At 73.9% G+C, this 20,584-nt stretch carries 22 protein-coding genes; 17 read left to right on the top strand and 5 right to left on the bottom strand.

The annotated features are described in order from the left end of the window. Positions 1 to 261: 261 nt before the first annotated feature. A complete protein-coding gene (locus B4E97_RS17305) occupies positions 262 to 618 on the bottom strand; it encodes a hypothetical protein (protein ID WP_239265913.1) in 357 nt (118 codons plus the stop codon). 6 nt (positions 619 to 624) lie between these two features. Here B4E97_RS17305 and B4E97_RS17310 point away from each other — a divergent pair, with 6 nt between their 5' ends. The 14 genes from B4E97_RS17310 to B4E97_RS17375 all read left to right on the top strand — a co-directional run bounded on the left by B4E97_RS17310 (position 625) and on the right by B4E97_RS17375 (position 15,266). After that, positions 625 to 1,341 carry a hypothetical protein gene (locus B4E97_RS17310; protein WP_239265911.1) on the top strand — a complete coding sequence of 239 codons (717 nt, stop codon included), beginning with the start codon at positions 625 to 627 and terminating at the stop codon, positions 1,339 to 1,341. Next, positions 1,334 to 2,482 (top strand): HAD-IIA family hydrolase, encoded by a 1,149-nt coding sequence (locus tag B4E97_RS17315; protein WP_286960960.1) that lies wholly within the window; start codon positions 1,334 to 1,336, stop codon positions 2,480 to 2,482. The genes B4E97_RS17310 and B4E97_RS17315 overlap by 8 nt, the downstream gene beginning before the upstream one ends. Positions 2,483 to 2,552: 70 nt before the next feature. Continuing rightward, complete coding sequence (locus B4E97_RS17320; protein ID WP_286960961.1) at positions 2,553 to 2,903, top strand: hypothetical protein; 351 nt, start codon at positions 2,553 to 2,555, stop codon at positions 2,901 to 2,903. 2 nt (positions 2,904 to 2,905) lie between these two features. Further along, a complete protein-coding gene (locus B4E97_RS17325) occupies positions 2,906 to 3,859 on the top strand; it encodes a TlyA family RNA methyltransferase (protein ID WP_286960962.1) in 954 nt (317 codons plus the stop codon). Then, positions 3,856 to 4,761 (top strand): NAD kinase, encoded by a 906-nt coding sequence (locus B4E97_RS17330; protein WP_029210402.1) that lies wholly within the window; start codon positions 3,856 to 3,858, stop codon positions 4,759 to 4,761. Before B4E97_RS17325 ends, B4E97_RS17330 begins: the two co-directional genes overlap by 4 nt. Before the next feature lie 3 nt (positions 4,762 to 4,764). Beyond that, entirely contained in the window at positions 4,765 to 6,522 is a 1,758-nt protein-coding gene (gene recN, locus B4E97_RS17335; RefSeq protein ID WP_286960963.1) for a DNA repair protein RecN, read from the top strand. An 89-nt stretch (positions 6,523 to 6,611) separates the two neighbouring features. After that, complete coding sequence (gene steA / locus B4E97_RS17340; RefSeq protein ID WP_286960964.1) at positions 6,612 to 7,793, top strand: putative cytokinetic ring protein SteA; 1,182 nt, start codon at positions 6,612 to 6,614, stop codon at positions 7,791 to 7,793. After that, on the top strand, positions 7,790 to 8,755 hold the full coding sequence (locus tag B4E97_RS17345; protein ID WP_286960966.1) for a copper transporter: 966 nt from the start codon (positions 7,790 to 7,792) through the stop codon (positions 8,753 to 8,755). The genes steA and B4E97_RS17345 overlap by 4 nt, the downstream gene beginning before the upstream one ends. A 4-nt stretch (positions 8,756 to 8,759) precedes the next feature. After that, positions 8,760 to 9,638: a hypothetical protein gene (locus tag B4E97_RS17350; RefSeq protein ID WP_286960968.1), complete on the top strand. Its 879-nt coding sequence runs from the start codon at positions 8,760 to 8,762 to the stop codon at positions 9,636 to 9,638. Next, on the top strand, positions 9,635 to 11,299 hold the full coding sequence (gene murJ, locus B4E97_RS17355; RefSeq protein WP_286960970.1) for a murein biosynthesis integral membrane protein MurJ: 1,665 nt from the start codon (positions 9,635 to 9,637) through the stop codon (positions 11,297 to 11,299). Before B4E97_RS17350 ends, murJ begins: the two co-directional genes overlap by 4 nt. Before the next feature lie 25 nt (positions 11,300 to 11,324). Next, positions 11,325 to 12,413, top strand: coding sequence for a glycosyltransferase (locus tag B4E97_RS17360; protein WP_286960971.1), 1,089 nt, complete (start codon positions 11,325 to 11,327; stop codon positions 12,411 to 12,413). A gap of 67 nt (positions 12,414 to 12,480) precedes the next feature. Further along, positions 12,481 to 14,196, top strand: a complete 1,716-nt coding sequence (locus B4E97_RS17365; RefSeq protein ID WP_286960972.1) for a CTP synthase — start codon at positions 12,481 to 12,483, stop codon at positions 14,194 to 14,196. Positions 14,197 to 14,202: 6 nt separating this feature from the next. Then, entirely contained in the window at positions 14,203 to 14,871 is a 669-nt protein-coding gene (locus tag B4E97_RS17370) for an NUDIX domain-containing protein (RefSeq protein ID WP_239265894.1), read from the top strand. After that, complete coding sequence (locus B4E97_RS17375) at positions 14,868 to 15,266, top strand: YchJ family protein (protein ID WP_286960973.1); 399 nt, start codon at positions 14,868 to 14,870, stop codon at positions 15,264 to 15,266. The genes B4E97_RS17370 and B4E97_RS17375 overlap by 4 nt, the downstream gene beginning before the upstream one ends. A gap of 28 nt (positions 15,267 to 15,294) precedes the next feature. Here the strand turns inward: B4E97_RS17375 and B4E97_RS17380 are convergent, their stop codons facing one another. From B4E97_RS17380 to B4E97_RS17390, 3 genes are read right to left on the bottom strand one after another with little or no spacing between them, the layout of a single operon-like run. Next, on the bottom strand, positions 15,295 to 15,723 hold the full coding sequence (locus B4E97_RS17380; RefSeq protein ID WP_286960975.1) for a VOC family protein: 429 nt from the start codon (positions 15,721 to 15,723) through the stop codon (positions 15,295 to 15,297). 4 nt (positions 15,724 to 15,727) lie between these two features. After that, on the bottom strand, positions 15,728 to 16,060 hold the full coding sequence (locus tag B4E97_RS17385; RefSeq protein WP_286960977.1) for a hypothetical protein: 333 nt from the start codon (positions 16,058 to 16,060) through the stop codon (positions 15,728 to 15,730). Further along, positions 16,057 to 16,629: a hypothetical protein gene (locus tag B4E97_RS17390; RefSeq protein WP_286960979.1), complete on the bottom strand. Its 573-nt coding sequence runs from the start codon at positions 16,627 to 16,629 to the stop codon at positions 16,057 to 16,059. Before B4E97_RS17390 ends, B4E97_RS17385 begins: the two co-directional genes overlap by 4 nt. A 28-nt stretch (positions 16,630 to 16,657) precedes the next feature. On the opposite strand from B4E97_RS17390, the gene B4E97_RS17395 reads away from it, so the two are divergent. Then, on the top strand, positions 16,658 to 17,302 hold the full coding sequence (locus tag B4E97_RS17395; protein WP_286960980.1) for a TetR/AcrR family transcriptional regulator: 645 nt from the start codon (positions 16,658 to 16,660) through the stop codon (positions 17,300 to 17,302). 3 nt (positions 17,303 to 17,305) lie between these two features. Here the strand turns inward: B4E97_RS17395 and B4E97_RS17400 are convergent, their stop codons facing one another. After that, the gene (locus B4E97_RS17400; RefSeq protein ID WP_286960982.1) at positions 17,306 to 17,929 is read right to left on the bottom strand and encodes a cation transporter; all 624 of its coding nucleotides are present in this window, start codon (positions 17,927 to 17,929) and stop codon (positions 17,306 to 17,308) included. Between the two features lie 125 nt (positions 17,930 to 18,054). Between B4E97_RS17400 and aspS the strand changes: the two genes are divergently transcribed. Next, a complete protein-coding gene (gene aspS, locus B4E97_RS17405) occupies positions 18,055 to 19,899 on the top strand; it encodes an aspartate--tRNA ligase (protein WP_286960983.1) in 1,845 nt (614 codons plus the stop codon). 5 nt (positions 19,900 to 19,904) lie between these two features. Then, positions 19,905 to 20,513 carry an HAD family hydrolase gene (locus B4E97_RS17410; protein ID WP_239265878.1) on the top strand — a complete coding sequence of 203 codons (609 nt, stop codon included), beginning with the start codon at positions 19,905 to 19,907 and terminating at the stop codon, positions 20,511 to 20,513. The last annotated feature ends 71 nt before the right edge of the window (positions 20,514 to 20,584 follow it).

Consider the following 20,584-nt stretch of genomic DNA (forward strand, 5'->3'; position numbering starts at 1 on the left):
GGTACTGCACTGGTGACGGTGTGGGAGAGTAGGACGCCGCCGGACAAACATTGTGGGGAAGCCCCGGACCACCAGGTCCGGGGCTTTTCTGCGTCCAGAACCGGTATCCCAGCGCACAGCCTCGTCGAGGTGCGCGGCTGCGGCATACTGGATCGTGAACCAGCTGCATAGTGACCTGCCCGGCACCCGCCGGCGACGTGGAGGAGAAGGACCGTGACCGACAACGCCCATGAGAGCGACCGGGACCAGCCCCGTCGAGAGTCAGGTCCCCGCGGTGGGGAGCGCCGCCCCTACCAGCGTGATGGCGGTGGCGGGCGTCCGAACCGTGAGGGGGGCGAGCGTCGGCCCTACCAGCAGCGAGACGGTGAGCGGCGCCCGTACCAGCGTGATGGTGAGCGTCGGCCGGACCGCTCCGGTGGTGGCGAGCGACGCCCGTACCAGCGTGATGGTGGTGGCGGACGGCCGAACCGTGAGGGTGGAGAGCGGCGGGGCCACGCCCAGCGCGGTGGTCAGGGCTCGCGTGACAGCCGTCGTGAGGGACAGGCGGCAGCGCCCGAGCAGCGCGGAGGCTCGCGTCTCGTCCCCACCCAGGGGCGGCTGCCCGAGCCGGCGATCCACGAGGACGTGACGGGCTTCGAGCTGGACCGAGCCGTCAAGAACCAGCTGCGCACCCTCAGCAAGGAGAACGCCGAGGGCGTCGGCCAGCACCTGGTGATGGCTGCGCGTCTCCTGGACATCGACGAGGACGGCGCACTCGCTCACGCGGAGACGGCCGTGCGCCGGGCCGGACGCGTGCCGGCGGCCCGTGAGGCGCTCGGCCTGGTGCACTACCGGCGGGAGGACTGGGCCAAGGCGCTCAACGAGTTCCGCGCGGCGCGACGCCTGTCCGGCTCCCACCACCTCCTGCCGTTCATGGTGGACTGCGAGCGTGCCCTCGGCCGCCCGGAGAAGGCGCTGCAGCTCGCTCAGAGCCCTGAGGCCGGTGCCCTGCCGCAGGAGGACCGGATCGAGCTGCTCATCGTGGTCTCCGGGATCCGGCGCGACCTCGGCCAGCTGGACGCCGCCAAGGTGGAGCTGGAGGTCCCCGCGCTGCGGCAGGGGATGAACAAGCCGTGGTACACCCGGCTCGCCTACGCCTACGCCGACGCGCTGCTGGCCCTCGGTGACGAGGCCGGCGCCATCGAGTGGTTCCAGCGGTCAGCCTCCGCCGACCACGAGGCCGAGACCGATGCCGACGAGCGGCTCGCCGAGCTCGAGGGCTACACCCTCACCGACCTGCTCGAGGGCGAGGACGACGAGGCGGACGGCGGCGACACCGCAGGGGAGGGCTCCCGTGCCTGACCACCCCCTCGTCGACGGCTTCCGTGGCCTGGTCGTCGACCTCGACGGCGTGGTCTACCGCGGTCCCGACCCCGTCGCCCATGCCGCTGACGCGCTCGACGCCGCGGTGGCCGACGGCCTGCAGGTGATGTACGCCACCAACAACGCCGGCCGGCCCGCCGACGCCGTGGTCGAGCACCTGGCCGAGCTCGGCGTGCACACCAACGCCGACCACGTCGTGACCAGCGCCCAGGCCGGTGCCGCGCTGCTGGCCGAGCAGCTGGATCCGGGCTCCACCGTCCTCGCCATCGGGGGCCCGGGCGTGGCGATCGCGTTGCGTCAGGCCGGGCTCGACCCGGTCAGCCCCCAGGACCGCATCGACGATCCCGCCGTGGCCGGCCGGGTCGTGGCCGTCCTGCAGGGCTACGGCACGGAGCTCAGCTGGTCCGACCTCAAGGAGGCGGCCTACGCCGTTGCTGCGGGCGCGACGTGGATGGCCACCAACGTTGATCTCACCATCCCCACGGAGCGGGGGATCGCCCCGGGCAACGGCTCGGCGGTCCAGGCGGTCGGCAACGCCGTGCAGCGCGAGCCGCAGGTCGCGGGCAAGCCGCACCCACCGCTGTACCTCATGTGCGCGGAGCGCGCCGGTGGGGACGTCACGAGCATGCTCGCCATCGGCGACCGCCTCGACACCGACATCGAGGGCGCCAACGCCGCCGGCATGCAGAGCCTGCACGTGCTCACCGGCGTCGACGGCCTGGTGGCCCTCGCGAGCGCGGACGAGCAGCTCCGGCCCACCTATCTCGGCCTCGACCTGCGCGCGCTGCGGGAGCCGTATGCCGGCGTCGAGGTCGCCGTCTCGGGCCGAGCCGGCCAGGGCAGCGAGGCCAGCGAGGTCGGCCAGGACAGTGTGGACGGCCAGGGCAGCGTGGACGTTGACAGCGTCGACGGCGACGATGTCGTCGCGGTGTGCGGAGACGCTCGCGCCACGGTGTCCGGTCGCGGGGACGACGCGACCCTGGTCGTCGACGGGGGCGCCGTCGTCGAACGCGCGCGTGCCGCCGTCGCCGCGACGTGGGCGGCTCGCGATGACGGGCGGGTCGGCATACCGCTGCCTGCCCCGATGCTCGAGGCCTTGGACGCGCTCGACCCCCGGTGATGACGGACGCCTCCCGGAGGCTGTCGGACCCCACGGCTAGGGTGAGCAGGACGACCAGCGAAGGAGCGCCATGACCGAGTCCCCGGGGACCTCCGCACCGTCGGCCGCGAGCTCCGCGCCCCAGGAGGCGGCGGCGACAGCACCGAGCCCTGCTGCGCCGAGCCCTGCTGCGCCGAGCCCTGCTGCGCCGAGCCCTGCTGCGCCGAGCCCTGCTGCGCCGAGCCCTGCTGCGCCGAGCCCTGCTGCGCCGAGCCCGGCCGCGATGGGCGCGGGGCCCGACGGGCGCGATCCGGCGATCGACACGGCCCTGCGCGTCCTGGACGAGGCGGCCGGCGGCGACGACCCGCAGGCCCAGATCGAGGCGGCGCAGCACGTCCATGACGTCCTGCAAGGCCGCCTGTCCGGGGTCAGCGGGGCGTGAGCGTGACCCGGTTGGACGCGGAGCTGGTGCGCCGTGGTCTCGCGCGATCGCGCGGCCAGGCGCGAGAGCTCGTGGACGCGGGGCGGGTCAGCGTGGCCGGCCGCGAGGTCCGCAAGGCCGCCCATCCCGTCGCGCAGCAGGACAGCGTGCAGGTCGCGGGCGAGATCGACCCCTGGGTCAGCCGGGCTGCGCACAAGCTGCTGGGTGCCCTCGAGGCCTTTCCCGAGGTGGAGGTGCGCGGACGTCGCTGCATCGACGTCGGTGCCAGCACGGGCGGCTTCACCCAGGTGCTGCTCGAGCGCGGTGCGGCGTCCGTGTGCGCGCTCGACGTGGGCCACGGCCAGCTGGACCCGTCCCTCGCCGGTGACCCACGCGTGGACGAGCGCAGCGGCACCTCGGTGCGTGACGTGGGTCCGCAGGACGTCGGGGGACCGTTCGCGCTGCTGGTGACGGACCTGAGCTTCATCTCGCTGACCCTGGTGGCCGAGCGCCTCGCCGACCTCGTCCAGCCGGGCGGTGACGTCGTGGCCCTGGTCAAGCCCCAGTTCGAGGTGGGTCGCACGCGCCTCGGCAAGGGCGGGGTCGTCCGCGACGCCGGCCACCGCCGCGACGCGGTGGTGGCGGTGCTGGAGTCGTTGTCCGCCGCCGGCCTGGCGCCGCGAGGCCTGGCGCAGAGCCCCTTGCGCGGCACGGACGGCAACGACGAGTACCTTCTGTGGTGCGTGAGGTCGTCCACGGCGCCCTCCCTGGCGCCGTGGCGTGCCCGGGCCGAGGAGCTGACCTCGGGGCGCGCCTCGGTGTCGACCGTGCCGCACGACCGTCTGACGCAGGCGGACGATCCGGCGCAGTCGGATCTCGCACAGCCGGACCATCTCGCGCAGCCGGACGATCCGGCGCAGTCGGACCACGCAACGCAGACCGAGACCCAGCAGACCGATCGAGGAGAGCACCCGTGAGCCGCCGCGTCCTGCTGGTCGTCCACCACCGTCGTCCCGACGCCCTCGACCTGGCGCGCTCGCTGGCCGAGCGGCTGCGCGAGGCCGGCGTCACGTCCGTGATCAACGCTGCCGACCTCCGAGGCTTCGCGCAGCGGCTGGACGACGTCGTCGAGCCCGCCGGCGAGGACGAGGCGGCCGGCTGCGAGCTCGTCTGCGTGCTCGGTGGCGACGGCACCATCCTGCGCGGCGCCGAGCTGGCGCGTGCGCACGGCACCCCGGTGCTCGGGGTCAACCTCGGCCACGTCGGCTTCCTCGCGGAGGCGGAGCGGGAGCACTTCCCCGACGTGGTCGAGCGCATCGTCCACCGCGACTACGTCGTGGAGGAGCGCCTCACGCTGGACGTCGTCGTGCGGCAGGGCGATGACGAGGTCCAGCGCACCTGGGCGCTCAACGAGGCCACCGTCGAGAAGGCCTCTCGCCAGCGGATGCTCGAGCTGGCCATGGAGATCGACGGTCGCCCCCTGTCCACGTGGGGCTGCGACGGGGTGGTCATGGCGACGCCCACCGGATCGACCGCCTACGCCTTCTCGGCGGGCGGCCCCGTGGTGTGGCCCACCGTCGAGGCCATCCTCGTCGTCCCGCTGTCGGCCCACGCCCTCTTTGCGCGGCCCCTCGTCCTGAGCCCGTCCGCCAAGGTCGCCGTCGAGCTCCTGCCCGACCAGGAGGCCACCGGGGTCCTGTGGTGCGACGGGCGCCGCACCGTGGACCTGCCGCGGGGCGCCCGGGTCGAGGTGTGCCGCGGGCAGACGCCCGTGCGCCTGGCCCGCCTGGCGACCGCACCGTTCACCGACCGGCTGGTGCGCAAGTTCGACCTGTCCATCGTGGGCTGGCGCGGCCAGGGCCGCGTGAGGGAGCAGTGACCCATGCTGCGTGACATCACGATCCGCGGTCTCGGCGTGATCGACGAGGCGGTCCTGGACCTGGCTCCCGGCCTCAACGTCGTCACCGGCGAGACGGGCGCGGGCAAGACCATGGTCGTGACCGGCCTCGGGCTGCTGCTCGGCGGCCGGGCCGACAGCGACCTCGTGCGCACCGGTGCCGACCGCACCAGCGTCGAGGGCTTCGCCGACCTCGGCGCCGACCACCCGGCGCTCGTGCGCGCCGCGGAGGCCGGGGCCGATGTCACCGAGGGGCTCATCCTCGCGCGCAACGTCGCGGCCCAGGGGCGGTCGCGCGCCTACCTCGGCGGCCGGTCGGTGCCGATCAGCACGCTGTCCGAGGTGGGGGAGCGACTCGTCGCGGTGCACGGGCAGGCCGACCAGTGGCGCCTGCGCAGCGCCGAGGAGCATCGGGTGGTCCTCGACGGGTTCGACCCCGACGTGGCGCGACTCGTCGAGGACTTCCAGCGCCTGTATGACGAGCACCACGCGCTCGTGGCGGAGGCCGACCAGCTGCGGTCGGCGGCTCGCGAGCGCGCCCGCAAGGCCGACGGCCTGCGCGTGGCCCTCGAGGAGATCGAGGCCGTGGACCCGCAGCCGGGCGAGGACGAGGAGCTGCGGGCCGAGGACGACCGCCTGTCCCACGCGGACGCCCTGCGGGACGGGGCGTCCCGCGCTCACGTGCTGCTGGCCGGGGACGACAGCGCCTGGGACGGTGCCTCGGGCGGGGCGCTGGCGTCCCTCGGCGAGGCGGTGTCGGCCCTCGAGCCGTGGACGGGTCACGACCCGGCGCTGGCCGACCTGCACCGCCGGCTCGCCGAGCTGAGCTATGTCGCCTCCGACCTCACGACCGACGTCGCGGGCTACCTCACCGACGTCGAGGTCGACCCCGCCCGGCTGTCCTGGGTGCAGGAGCGCCGGGCCGAGCTCACCCGGCTCCAGCGCAAGTACGGCGAGACGGTCGACGAGGTCCTCGCCTGGGCCCAGGACGCCAGCCGCACGCTGCTCACGCTCGAGGGGGACGACGCGCGCATCGAGGAGATCGAGGCGCGCCTGGCCGAGCTCACGCCTCGGCTCGGCGCGGCCGGTGCGGCCCTGCACGACGCCCGGTCCACCGCCGCGGAGCGGCTCGGTGCCGCCGTCACCGCCGAGCTGGGTCGGTTGTCGATGCCCCGCGCCCGCCTCGTCGTCGGGGTCACCACCCAGCCCCACGAGCGCGGCCTGGAGCTGCCCTCTGGCGACCGGGTGCGCTACTCCCGCAACGGGATCGACGAGGTCGACATCGCGCTCGCGGCCAACGCCGGAGCGCCGCCGCGCACCGTGACGCGGGCCGCCTCCGGGGGTGAGCTGTCCCGCGTGATGCTGGCCATCGAGGTGGTGACGCACGGCGGGGGTTCCTCCACGGTCCCCACCTTCGTCTTCGACGAGGTCGACGCCGGGATCGGGGGCAAGGCCGGGGTCGAGGTCGGTGCCCGCCTGGCCGAGCTGGCTCGCGAGGCCCAGGTCATCGTCGTGACCCACCTGGCCCAGGTCGCCGCCTATGCCGACCGCCACCTCGTCGTCCGCAAGGCCGACGACGGCCAGGTCGCGGCGAGCGGGGTCGTCGAGGTCACGGGGGACGAGCGGGTGCGGGAGCTGGCGCGGATGATGAGCGGCGACGAGAGCGACGCCGCCGTCGAGCACGCCCAGCAGCTGCTCGACAGCGCCCAGGCGCGCCGCGCGATCTCGGTGGATCACACCTGAGCCGCCGTCGATCCCTGCAGGCTCCCAGGGCGGCCGGGCCCGGCGTGGGCGGGGGCGACGCCCCACGGGCCGTGGCACGATGGGTGGCGATGTCCCAGCTTCCCCGCTTCCGTCGATCCCTCCCCGAGGAGCCGACGGCCGACACGCACGCGGTCCGTGTCGACCGTCGCACCAAGGACCTCACCAAGCGCCTGCGGCCCGGGGACATCGCGGTCATCGACCACGCCGACATCGACCGGGTGAGCGCGGAGGCCCTCGTCGCCTGCCGTCCGGCGGCGGTGCTCAACGCCGCCCGCTCGACCACCGGGCGCTATCCCAACCTCGGCCCGCAGATCCTGCTCGACGCCGGGATCCCGCACGTCGACGCCCTCGGTCCCGAGGTCATGCAGGTCAAAGAGGGCGCCGTCGGCGAGCTCGTCGACGCCAGCCTCGTGGTCGACGGCCGCAGCGTCGCGACCGGTCACCTGCAGAGCGCCGAGAGCATCGAGGCGGCCCAGACCCTCGCCCGCATCGGCCTGTCCAACCAGCTCGAGGCCTTCGCGGCCAACACGATGGAGTACCTCAAGAAGGAGCGCGCGCTGCTCCTGGACGGGGTCGGGATCCCCGACATCGCCACGGCCATCGACGGCCGGCACGTGCTCGTGGTCGTCCGCGGCTACCACTACAAGGAGGACCTGCGGGCCCTCCAGCACTACATCAAGGAGTACCGCCCCGTCCTGATCGCGGTCGACGGCGGGGCCGACGCCCTGCTCGAGCTGGGTCACCGGCCCGACCTGATCGTCGGCGACATGGACTCCGTCAGCGACCACGCCCTCACGAGCGGGGCGGAGATCGTCGTCCACGCCTACCGCGACGGCCGGGCCCCCGGTCTCGACCGGGTCCGGGCACTCGGGCTGACCCCCGTCGTGTTCCCCGCGACCGGCACGAGCGAGGACATCGCCATGCTCCTCGCCGACGACGCCGGGGCGACGCTGATCGTGGCGGTCGGCACGCACGCGACGCTCGTCGAGTTCCTCGACAAGGGGCGCGAGGGGATGGCCAGCACCTTCCTCACCCGTCTGCGGGTGGGCGGCAAGCTCGTGGACGCCAAGGGCGTGTCCCGGCTCTATCGCACCCGCATCTCGAGCGCCTCGCTCGTCCTCCTCGTCCTCGCCGGGCTGCTCGCCCTCGGCGTCGCCCTGTCGGTGACCCCCGGTGGCCAGGCCATGCTGCAGGCGGTCATGGCCCGGTTGGACGACCTCATCTCCTGGCTCGGGGGGCTCCTCACGTGATCGACTTCCGCTACCACCTCGTCTCCGTCATCGCGATCTTCATGGCCCTGGCCGTGGGGATCGTGCTGGGCGCGGGTCCCCTCAAGGAGGACATCGGCACGACGTTGACCTCCGAGATCACCAAGCTGCGCGAGGACAAGGCCGCGCTCAACGGGGAGCTGACCACCGCCCGCCGATCCGTGGCGGCGGGCGAGAGCTATGCCGCTGCCAGCCGCCCGGTGGTCCTGGCCGGTCGCCTCGCCGACCGACGGGTCGTCGTCGTGGCCGCCGCCGGCGCGGACGAGCAGGTCGTGAGCGGGGTGCAGGCCGCCCTGACCGAGTCCGGCGCCACCGTGGCCTCCGTCGTCCGGCTGAGCGACGAGTGGACCCGTCCGGCCTCGGCCGGCGAGCTCACGGCCACGGTCCGCCAGGCCGCCGAGGCCCTGCAGATCGACACGCGCGCCGTCGGCGAGGGACTGCTGCCCGGCACCGTGCTGGGACGGGCCGCCCTCACCGGGCCGGTCCAGGACCGGGGCCAGGTCGAGGAGTCCCGGGCCCGTCAGGCCCTCGAGGTGCTGCGCGGCAAGGGTCTGCTCAGCGTGCGCGGCGAGGACCCGACCGGGGCCACCCTCCTCGTGACGGTGGCCGCCCCCATGGTCGCCAACCCCGCCGCGGGCACCGGGCCCCAGATGCAGGCCTATGCCCGGCTCGTCCGGGGCGCCGACGCCGTCTCCAACGGCTCCGTGCTCGTCTCGCCGACCCGCCCGACCGACGACGCGGACAACCTCAGCGCCGCTGCCGTGGTGAGCGGGGTTCGCGCCGACCGAGCCGCGGCAGCCGCCGTCTCCACGGTCGACGACGCCGACCGCGCCATGGGTCAGGTCGCCACCGCCGTCGCCCTGGCGGCCCAGCAGCAGGGTGGTGCCGGTCGCTACGGCATCGGCTCCGACGCCGAGTCCGTCATCCCCGACCTCGGCCGGTGAGTCGATGAGCGTCGTCACCTCGGGCGTCGCGGCCGCCCTCGCGGCCGCCGTCGCCGCCCGGGCGGCCGCGCGGCTCGGCGCCCGCCGCCCGCCGCTGGGCCGCGCGGTGTGGGACCGCACCAACCACGCCGGCCGGACGGTCACCCTCCTCGAGGGCCCCGCCTGGGCCCTGGGCGCGGTCGTCCCGCTCGCGATCCACCGATCGCCGGCCGCCCGCGCAGGGCTGCTCGCCACCACGGCCGCAGCGTCGCTGGGCGCCCTCGACGACCACGTCGGCAGCACCGCGGTCAAGGGTCTGCGGGGCCACCTCGCCGCGCTGCGTCGTGGCGAGCCGACCACCGGCGTGGTCAAGATCGTCGGCCTGGCCGCCACCGGTGTCCTCGCCACCGCCCTCATCGACCGGCCGCGGTGGGGGAGCGCTCGTCCGGGGGCCGCCGAGCTGCTCGGGCTCCTCGTCGGTGGGGCCGTCGTCGCGGGTGCCGCCAACCTCGTCAACCTCTTCGACCTGCGGCCCGGGCGAGCCCTCAAGGTCGTCCTGCTGACCGCGCCGCTCACCGCGACGCTCGGCCCCGGCCGTGACCAGGTCGGCCCTCCAGCTCGCACCCGCGACGCCGCGACCCTCGCGAGCGCGGCCGTCGGCGCCTCCCTCGGTCTGCTCCCGGACGACCTCGCCGGGCGCTCGATGCTGGGCGACACGGGGGCCAACGCCGCCGGGGCGCTGCTCGGCACGGCGGTGGTCGCCGGGTGCCGGCTCCCCGGGAGGGCCGCGGCGCTCGCCATACTGACCGGTCTGGTGCTGGCCAGCGAGCGGGTGAGCTTCACCGCTGTGATCGAGGCGAGCCCGGTGCTGCGCGCCGTCGACGCGTGGGGCCGCGCCACGTGAGCGCCCGCGCGGTGCGGGGGATCGCGGCGGCCAGCGGACTGATCGCCGTCCTGACCCTGCTGGCGCGGATCGTGGGGTTCGGCCGGTGGCTGACCTTCTCCGGCCAGGTCGGGGCGGGGTGCGTCGGCACGGCCTACTCCGCCGCCAACACCGTGCCCAACGTCCTCTACGAGGTCGCCGCCGGGGGAGCCCTGGCGGCGGTCGCGGTGCCCGTCGTGGCCGGCTACCTCGCGGACGACGACCACGAGCGCGCCGACCAGGTCGTCTCGGCCCTGCTGGGCTGGGCCTGCGTGATCCTGGTGCCCCTCGCCGTCGTCCTGGCCCTCGTGGCGGATCCCGTCGCGGGCTTCCTGCTGCCGGACGAGGCGTGCGCGTTGCAGCGGGAGCTGGCCACGCGGATGCTGTGGTGGTTCGCCCCGCAGATCCCGCTCTACGGCATCGGCGTCGTCGCGGCGGGAGCCCTGCAGGCCCGCCGGCGGTTCGCCTGGCCCGCCCTCGTCCCCCTGCTGTCCAGCCTCGTCGTCATCGGCGCCTACGTCGCCTACGGCCGTATGGCGCCCCCCGGCGCCACGGGCGCGACGCTGCCGGACGGGGCCCTGGTGGCGCTCGCGGGCGGCACGACGCTCGGGGTGGTGACGCTGAGCCTGCCGCTGCTGATCCCCTTGTGGCGCAGCGGTGCTCGGCTGCGCCCGACCCTGCGGCTGCCCGACGGTGCGGGGCGCCGGGTGCGCCGGCTCGCCGCCGCCGGGATCGTCGCCCTGCTCGCCCAGCAGGCCGCCGTGCTGGCGACCGTGTGGATCGCCGACCACCGCGGCGGGACGGGCGTGCTCAACGTCTACCAGTACGTCCAGGCGGTCTACGTCCTGCCCTACGCCGTGCTCGCCGTGCCGGTGGCGACGGCGGTGTTCCCCTCGCTGACGCAGGGTGGGGGAGAGCGCGCGCCGGTCGCTCCCGAGGTCTCCGCCCGCCTGTCGCGCTCGGTGCGCGTGGTGGCGCTGTCGGGCTCGCTCGGGGCCGCCGTCCTCGTGGCGGCCGCACCCGCGGTCGGGCGGTTCTTCGCCGCCATCGACGCCGGCCGGCACCACGGCCAGGGGCCCGACCTCGTGACCACTGTCGACCTCGGCCTGACCGCGTTCGCGCCGGGGCTGCTCGGCTACGGCCTGGTCGCGCTCCTGACCCGCGCGCTCTACGTCCGTGGGCGCCCGTCCGTCGCCGCCGGCTGGGCGGCGGCCGGGTGGGCCGTGGCGGCTCTCGTGCCGTTCGCCCTCACCGCCGGGGACGCGACCGCGGCGTCCACGATCACCGCCCTCGGGGTGGCGAGCAGCATCGGGATGACGCTGGCGGGGCTGGGGCTGCTCGTGGCCGTGCGTCAGGCCTGGGGGGCCGGGGCCACCGCCGGGCTGTCCAGGGGTGTGGCCGGCGCCGTCCTCGCCATACCGCTGGCCGGTGTCGCCGGGCGGCTCGTCGCCGGCTGGTGGCCCACCGCAGGCATGTCAGGCGCCGGTGGCGTCGCCGGGCACGTCGCCGGGCACGTCGCCCTCGGTCTCGTGAGCGGGGCGGTCGCGCTCGCCGTCTGGGTGGGTGTCGCCGCGGTCACCGATCGCGCGGGCGTGCGGTCGCTCGTCGGCGCTGTCCGGGGGGCGGTTCGTCGGGGCGGTTGATCCCCGTTCGTGGTGAACTACTGCCATGCGCATCCTCCTGGTCATGGGTACGAGCTCCGGCGGCATGGGGCGGCACGTCCACGGACTCGTCCAGGGTCTCGTCGCCCGTGGGCACGACGTGATGGTCGGGTGCCCGCAGTCGGCCGACGAGCTGTTCGACTACAGCTCCACCGGTGCCCGCGTCGTCCACCTGCCCATCTCGGACCGGCCGCACCCCGCCAACGACCTGCGCGCCCACCAGACGCTGCGGGCCCTCATCGACGGTGCGGACGTCGTCCACGCGCACGGGCTCCGCGCCGGGGCCCTGTGCTCCCTGGCCCGCACCGGCCACCTGGCCCCGCTGATCGTGACCCTGCACAACGCCACGCCCGACAGCTCCTGGCTCGGCGGGGTCTACAACACCCTCGACCGGCTCGTCGCCAGCAAGGCCGACCTGGTCCTCACGGTCAGCCGTGACCTCGAGGAGCGCCAGCGCGAGCTCGGCGCCCGCCGGGTCGAGCACGCCGTCATCCCGGCGCCCGCGTTCTCCGGGGCGCGCACCGACCGGGCCACCGTGCGGCAGCAGCTCGGCGTCGACGACGGCACCACCCTCGCCGTCGTCGTGGCCCGCCTCACCACGCAGAAGGGGCTGCCCGTCCTGCTCGACGCGGCCGCCCGGCTCAAGGACAGCGGGATCCGCTTCGTCATCGCCGGCGAGGGCCCGATGCGGCACGACCTCGAGACCGACATCGCCGAGCGCGACCTGCCCGTGCGGCTGCTCGGTGACCGCCGCGACGTGCCGGACCTGCTCGCCGCCGCCGACCTCGTCGTCAGCTCCGCCAACTGGGAGGGGCAGCCGCTGGCCCTGCAGGAGGCGCTGGAGGCCGGCGCCGCCATCGTCGCGACCGACGCGGGCGGCACCGCGGCGGTGGTCGGGTCGGCCGGCGTGCTGGTCCCCGTCGGCGACGCCGAGGCGCTCGCGGACGCGGTGGCGCGCGTGGCGCAGGACCCCGCCGAGCGCGAGGACCTGCGGGCGCGTGCCCTGGCCCGGGCCGAGGCGCTGCCCACGCAGGACGACGCGATCGACGCCGCCCTGTCGCAGTACTCCCTGTGCGTCGAGGACACCCGCCGCTGAGACGCCGGCGGTCGTCATACGGCCTGTCGTCCCGAGGTCACGGAATGATGACGTACCATCGAACTCCGTGGTGGACACCAAGCACATCTTCGTGACCGGAGGCGTTGCCTCTTCGCTCGGCAAGGGGCTCACGGCCTCCAGCCTCGGACATCTGCTCCGCGCTCGTGGTCTGCGCGTGACGATGCAGAAGCTCGACCCCTACATCAACGTCGACCCCGGCACGATGAACCCCTTCCAGCACGGCGAGGTCTTCGTCACCGAGGACGGGGCCGAGACCGACCTGGACATCGGTCACTACGAGCGCTTCCTCGACGTCAACCTCGTCGGGCGCGCCAACGTCACGACCGGCCAGGTCTACAACAACGTGCTGGCCAAGGAGCGTCGCGGGGAGTACCTCGGCGACACGGTCCAGGTGATCCCGCACATCACCAACGAGATCAAGGACCGGATGCGCGAGCCCGCGACGCTGGGCAAGGACGCGCCGGACATCATCATCACCGAGATCGGCGGGACCGTCGGCGACATCGAGTCGCTGCCCTTCCTCGAGGCCGCCCGCCAGGTCCGCCACGAGATCGGCCGCGACAGCAGCTTCTTCCTCCACGTGTCGCTCGTGCCCTACCTCGCCCCCAGCGGAGAGCTCAAGACCAAGCCCACGCAGCACTCCGTCGCCGCGCTGCGCCAGGTCGGCATCCAGCCCGACGGACTGGTGCTGCGGGCCGACCGCGAGATCCCCGAGGGCATCAAGAAGAAGATCTCGCTCATGTGCGACGTCGACGCCGAGGGCGTGTGCGCCTGCGTCGACGCCCCCTCCATCTATGACATCCCCAAGGTCGTCCACCGCGAGCAGCTCGACGCCTATGTCATCCGCCGGCTCGGGCTGAAGTTCCGCGACGTGAGCTGGAAGGACTGGGACCAGCTGCTGCGCCGCGTCCACGAGCCTGCTCACGAGGTGGAGATCGCGCTCGTCGGCAAGTACATCGACCTGCCCGACGCCTACCTGTCGGTGACGGAAGCGCTGCGCGCCGGCGGCTTCCACCACGACGCCCGCGTCGCCATCCGCTGGGTGGCCTCCGACACCTGCGAGACCCCCGAGGGTGCCCAGCAGGCGCTCGGCGGGGTCGACGCGGTGCTCGTGCCCGGGGGCTTCGGCGTGCGCGGGATCGAGGGCAAGCTTGGCGCGCTGCGCTGGGCCCGAGAGCACAAGGTCCCGACGCTGGGCATCTGCCTCGGGCTGCAGTGCATGGTGATCGAGCACGCGCGCAACGTCGCCGGCATCGAGGGCGCCTCGTCCTCCGAGTTCGACCCCGAGACCCCGGCCCCCGTCATCGCGACGATGGCCGAGCAGAAGGCCTTCGTCGAGGGCGCGGGCGACCTCGGCGGCACGATGCGCCTGGGCGCCTACCCCGCCAAGCTCGCCAAGGGCTCCGTGGTGGCCGGGGCGTACGCCACGACCAAGGCCAGCGAGCGCCACCGGCACCGCTACGAGGTCAACAACGCCTACCGCGCGCAGCTCGAGGAGGCCGGGCTCGTCTTCTCCGGCACCTCGCCCGACGGCACCCTCGTGGAGTTCGTCGAGCTCCCCCGCGAGGTCCACCCCTACTACGTCTCCACGCAGGCGCACCCGGAGTTCAAGTCCCGCCCGCACCGCGCGCACCCGCTCTTCGCCGGTCTGGTCGAGGCGGCCCTGGAGCAGCAGGGCGCCGTGCCGTCGGAGGCTGCCGCCACCTCCTCGGAGGCCTCGGCACCGTCAGCGCCGCGCCGCCGCGCCTCCGACAAGGGCTGAGGACGTATGTCGGACAACGGTTTCCGCGGCACCCCGGTCGTCGGCGGGGACGACATCGCCGACCGCATCGAGCCGCGCCCCGTCCTGGAGTCGCGCGTCTTGCACGAGGGCTATGTCTTCGACCTCGTGTCGGAGACCGCGGACCTCGGTGAGGCGGGGGAGGTGCGCCGGGAGTTCCTGCGCCACCCCGGCGCGGTCGCGATCGTGGCGCTGGACGCCGAGGACCGCGTCGTGCTGATCCAGCAGTACCGCCACCCCGTGCGGGCCCTGGACTGGGAGATCCCGGCCGGGCTGCTCGACGTCGAGGGGGAGGACCCCGCCGTGGCCGCGTCCCGCGAGCTGCTCGAGGAGGCGGACCTGCGCGCCGAGCGGTGGGACGTGCTCATCGACTACTGGACCACCCCTGGCGGCAACGACGAGGCGATCCGCATCTATCTCGCGCGCGACCTGTCCGACGTGCCCGAGGACGAGCGCCACGACCGCGAGGGCGAGGAGCTCGGCATGCCGACCGCCTGGGTCTCGCTCGACGAGGCGCACGCCGCGGTGCTGGCCGGACGCCTGCACAACCCGTCCGCGTGCCTCGGGATCCTCGCGGCCCACGCCTCGCGTGCGGGCGGCTGGTCCTCGCTGCGCCCGGTCGACAGCCCCTGGCCCGAGCACCCGGCCCACCGATGAGCGGCGGGGCCTTCGGCATACCGTCCCGTCCGTCCCCGCAGGAGTGCCCCTGCGGGTCGGGCCGGCCGTATGCCGACTGCTGCCGCCCGCTGCACGTCGGCCGCCGCCAGGCGAGCACCCCCGAGGAGCTGATGCGCTCGCGCTACAGCGCGTTCGTGGTGGGGGACGCGGAGCACCTGCTGCAGACCTGGGACCCGGCGACCCGTCCGGGCGACCTGCGGCTCGACACCGACCGCGAGTGGGCGGGGCTGGACGTCGTCCGCGCCGAGGGCGACACCGTGGAGTACCGCGCGCACTCCGTCGTGGGCGGACGCCGGCACGTCCTGCACGAGATCAGCCGGTTCCGGCGGGTGCTCGGGCGCTGGGTCTACGTCGACGGCGACTTCCGCGACTGACGGCGCACGCCCGGCGTCGGTCTCGCGGTCAGCCGAGCGTCAGCTGGCCGTCGTCGGCGATCGGGAAGGCCCCCCAGGCGATCTCCCACAGGTAGCCGTCCGGGTCGGCGACGTAGCCGGAGTAGCCGCCCCAGAAGGCCTCGGCTGGCGGCTTGACGACGGTGCCGCCCGCCGACTCCGCCGCGGCGACCACCTCGTCCACCTCGTGGCGCTCGCGACAGTTGTGCGCCAGCGTGATCCCGGGGAAGCGCGAGCGCTGCTGGTCGGCGAACCCCGGGCCGACGTCGTCCGCCAGCGCCTCGTAGCCGCAGAGCGACAGCCGCGTGCCGCCGGTCGCGAAGAAGGTGACGTCGTCGTGGTCGCTGGCCGGGGCGACGCCGAGCCAGGTCGAGTAGAACGCGGTCGAGCGGGCCAGGTCGCTGACGCCGAGCGTGACCAGTGAGATGCGGGGCTCCATGGCCCTAGCCTCGCCGACGCTGCCGGTATCCCGCCACCGCGGCCAGCAGCAACGGACCCCAGAGCAGGATCGGCAGGTAGCACGCGATGCGGACGGCGCCCACCCGCTCGCCCCACCCCTGGACGAGACCGAGGGCGAGCACCCCGGCGAGGACCTGGACGATGCTCAGTCCCCACACGTAGCCCTCCTCGCCGGCGTGCAGGCGCTGCAGGTCCGCCGTGCCTGGCAGGACCCCGTGGAGCATCAGCAGGCGGCATACGGCCGAGGGGAGGGTGGACAGGAAGGCCGCCCAGGCGACGACCATGGCCCAGCGCTGCGGCGGGTGCCGCGTGCTCACGGGCTCGGGCGCTCCGCGCGGCGGGCGACGGCCCGCAGGATGTCGCGCCGGAGCAGCCCCGAGAACGGCGCGATGACGGTCCAGTAGGCCCGGAAGCGTCGCCGGGCGACGTCGTCCGTCGCGTCGGAGCGGGTGGTCGTCTCGAGGTGGGTGCGACCGCCGGGCAACGGGGTCAGGCGGAAGTCCATGCCATAGCGGAGCCACCCCGGCTCGGCGAACTCCCGCAGCTCGTCGAGGGACTCGATGGGGCGCTGTGCGTCCGCGCGGGGCTCCCAGGGGCGTCCGACCATCCCGCTGGAGTAGTAGCTCGGTGGCTCGAGGTGGGTCGGTCGGCCGGGGCCGCGCGGGTCGGTGAGGAGGTCGTCGCCGACGTCGAGCCGCCCGCCGCTGCGCACGGCGATGAGCGGCCGGGCGATCAGGAGGTCGGCCCAGCGGGTGGCGAGGAGGGCGTCCCAGACGCGGTCGGGGGTGGCGGCGACGATGATGTCGTGGTGCTCGACGAACTCCGCGTCGGGCAGCGCGGTGGCCAGGGGCGAGGAGTTTTCTAGAACTCCGGTTCTAGTGAACATGATCTAAAACTAGGCCTAGGATGCAGCCATGGCAAGACCCGCGAAGTTCACGACCGAGGACCTGCTCGACGGCGCCCTGAGAGCCGTTGCGGCCCATGGCACCTCGGCGACCCTGGCGCAGGTGGCCCAGGAGGTCGGGGCCCCGATGGGGTCGATCTACCACCGCTACGCGTCGCGCGAGCACCTGTTCGTCGCGCTGTGGCTGCGGTCGATCCGGGCCTTCCACGTCGGGCTGCTGGCCACGCGCGAGATCGACGACCCGCGAGAAGCCTTGCTGGCGCAGGCGATCCACATCCCGCGCTGGTGCCGCGACCATCCCGACGTGGCGCTCGCGATGACGCTCTACCGCCAGCGGCAGCTGCTCGCCGCGCCGCCCGCGCACCTCGAGGACGAGGTGCGCACGCTCAACGACGAGGTGCGGGAGCTGGGCCGGGAGCAGGCCGCGGCGTTCTACGGCAGGCGCGAGGACCACCTCGAGCAGGTCATGGCGCTGGCCGTCCGCCAGTGTCCCTACGGCCTGGTCCGGCCGTTCATCGGGAGCGGTATGCCGCTGCCCCCGTGGATCGACGAGGCCTGCGTCGCGGCTGCCGCCGCCATCCTCGACCTCGAGAAGCCCGAGAAGCCCGAGAAGCCCGAGAAGCCCGAGAAGCCCGAGAAGCCCGAGAAGCCCTGAGCCTCAGTCGACCTCCCCGGCGAGGGCCTTCGCCGCCAGCCGCTCCTCCTCCGCGAGCTCCCACACCTCGCGGGCCGCGGTCACGTTGACCACCACGATCACCAGGCCGAGCACGATGTCCGGCCAGCCCGAGCCCGTCCACCAGGTCACCAGGCCCATGACGATGATCGCGGCGTTGACGACGACGTCGTTGCGCGCCGCCAGGAAGGCCGCCGTCGTCATCGACCCGCCGTGGTGGCGGATCCGAGCCAGGACCCACGTGCACAGGCCGTTGACGACGATCGCGCCGCCCGCCGTGAGCACCAGGGCGCGGACGTCAGGCGCCTGCGGGTCCGACACCTTCGTGAACGCCTGCCACGCGGCGGCGAGGGCCGGCACGCAGATGATCGCCGCCATGGCCCGGCCCGCGAGCGACCGGGCGTGCAGCGACCAGCCGAGCGCGAGGGCGATCAGCAGGTTGACCGCGGTGTCCTCCAGGAAGTCCACCGAGTCGGCGAACAGCGACACCGACCCGATGATGAGCGCGACCCCCGCCTCGACGACGAAGTACGCGAGGTTGAGGGCGGCCACGACGAGCACCGTCCGGCGCAGGACGGCGGGGGTGATGGCGGTGGGCGCGGACGGCATACGGCCCATTGTCGTTTAGCCGGGAGCACGTGAGTCCGTAGGATGGCCGGGTGCGTCGCCAGCCGCGGCGCACCACCGGGACCACCACCCACGAGACCACCTCTCCACGAGACAAAGGAATGATCGTGCTTCGTAGCCACGAGGCCGGCACCCTGCGTGCCAGCCACTCCGGACAGACCGTCACGCTCACGGGCTGGGTCGCCCGTCGGCGCGATCACGGTGGAGTGGCGTTCCTGGATCTGCGCGACGCGAGCGGCGTCGCCCAGGTCGTCGTCCGTGACGAGGTCCTGGCGGCCGGGGACGCGCACGAGCTGCGCAACGAGTACGTCGTCAAGATCGTCGGCGAGGTGCGCGAGCGGCCCGAGGGCAACGCCAACACCGACCTGCCCACCGGCGAGATCGAGGTCGTGGCCAGCGAGATCGAGGTGCTCAACCCCTCTGCGCCGCTGCCGTTCCAGATCGACGAGCGCGTGACCGTCGGCGAGGAGGCGCGCCTCAAGCACCGCTACCTCGACCTGCGTCGCCCCGGGAGGTCCGCCGGTGCCGCGCTGCGCCTGCGCTCCAAGGTGTCGGCCGCGGCCCGCCGCGTCCTCGACGAGCGCGACTTCGTCGAGATCGAGACGCCGACGCTGACGCGCTCGACCCCCGAGGGCGCCCGCGACTTCCTCGTGCCCGCCCGCCTCGCCCCCGGCAGCTGGTACGCCCTGCCCCAGTCGCCGCAGCTGTTCAAGCAGCTGCTCATGGTCGCCGGCATGGAGCGCTACTACCAGATCGCCCGCTGCTACCGCGACGAGGACTTCCGCGCCGACCGCCAGCCGGAGTTCACCCAGCTGGACATCGAGATGAGCTTCGTGCAGGAGGAGGACGTCCTCGAGCTCGGCGAGGCGCTCGCCAAGGAGATCTGGGCGTTGATCGGCGTCGACCTACCCACGCCCTTCCCCCGCATGACCTACGCCGAGGCGATGCGCCGGTTCGGCTCGGACAAGCCCGACATGCGCTTCGGCAACGAGCTGGTCGAGTGCACGGAGTTCTTATCCGACACCACCTTCCGGGTGTTCCAGGCGGAGTATGTCGGCGCCGTCGTCATGCCCGGTGGCGCCTCGCAGCCCCGCAAGCAGCTCGACGCCTGGCAGGAGTGGGCCAAGCAGCGCGGCGCGCGCGGGCTCGCCTACGTCCTCGTCGGCGCCGACGGCGAGCTGGGCGGACCGGTCGCCAAGAACCTCACCGACACCGAGCGGGCGGGCCTGGCCGCGCACGTCGGCGCCCAGCCCGGCGACTGCATCTTCTTCGCCGCGGGGGCGACCAAGTCCTCCCGCGCCCTGCTCGGGGCCGCGCGCCTCGAGATCGGGCGGCGCTGCGACCTGATCGACGAGTCGGCCTGGAGCTTCCTGTGGGTCAACGACGCGCCCCTGTTCGAGCCGACCGCGGACGCCGAGGCCGCCGGTGACGTCGCCGTCGGCGGAGGAGCCTGGACCGCGGTGCACCACGCGTTCACCTCGCCCAAGGCCGAGTTCCTCGACACCTTCGACACCGACCCCGGCCCGGCGCTCGCCTACGCCTACGACATGGTCTGCAACGGCAACGAGCTCGGCGGCGGGTCCATCCGTATCCACCGTCGCGACGTGCAGGAGCGGGTCTTCAAGGTCATGGGCCTGTCACAGGAGGAGGCGCAGGAGAAGTTCGGCTTCCTGCTCGACGCCTTCGCCTACGGCGCACCGCCGCACGGCGGCATCGCCTTCGGCTGGGACCGGATCGTCATGCTGCTCGGCGGCTACGACTCGATCCGCGACGTCATCGCCTTCCCCAAGTCGGGTGGCGGCTACGACCCGCTGACCGACGCGCCCGCCCCCATCACGCCGGAGCAGCGCAAGGAGGCCGGGATCGACGCCGTCAAGAAGCCCGCGTCCGACAAGGCCGCGTTCGACAAGGCCTCGCTGGACACGTCCGCCGTCGCGCCCAAGGAGTCCTGAGCCGTATGCCGCAGGGCAACCCCATCGAGGTCCTGCTGCTCGACGCCGACGGCGTGCTGCAGTACATGCCGAGGAGGTGGGCCTCCGCCATCCTCGGCGATCCCACCTGGCCCGGGATCGAGCGCCTGCTCGAGGTCGAGGCGCCGTTCCTCGACGGCCGCCGCCGCGAGGGCTTCCCCGAGGCGGTCGCCCAGATGCTCCGCGAGGACGGGTCGGCCATCACCCCCGACCAGTTCTTCGGGGCGTGGTCCGAGATCACCGCCGAGGAGTCGGCGCTCGAGCTCGTCCGGCAGGTGCAGGCGCGGGGCGTGCGGTGCTATCTCGCGACCAACCAGCAGTGGATGCGAGCGGAGATCATGCGCGGCGGCAAGCTCTACGACGAGCTCGACGGCGGCTACTACTCCTACGAGCTCGGGGTCAAGAAGCCGGACCCGGCCTACTTCGACCACATCGTCCGCGACCTGCGCGTCCAGCGGGACCGCGTGCTGTTCGTCGACGACACGTGGCCCAACGTCGTCGGGGCCCGGGCCGCCGGGATCCGGGCGGTGCACAAGCCGTATGCCGCGGGCGTGGCCGGCCTGGAGCGCGTGCTGCGTTGGCACGGCGTCCTCTGACCTCGGACTCGCAGACCCGCCGCGGGTAAAGGCATCAGCCTGGCGAACGACGGCCGGTCGATGCCTTTACC

This window comes from Arsenicicoccus sp. UBA7492 (genome assembly GCF_002479615.1).
Classification (GTDB): domain Bacteria; phylum Actinomycetota; class Actinomycetes; order Actinomycetales; family Dermatophilaceae; genus Arsenicicoccus; species Arsenicicoccus bolidensis.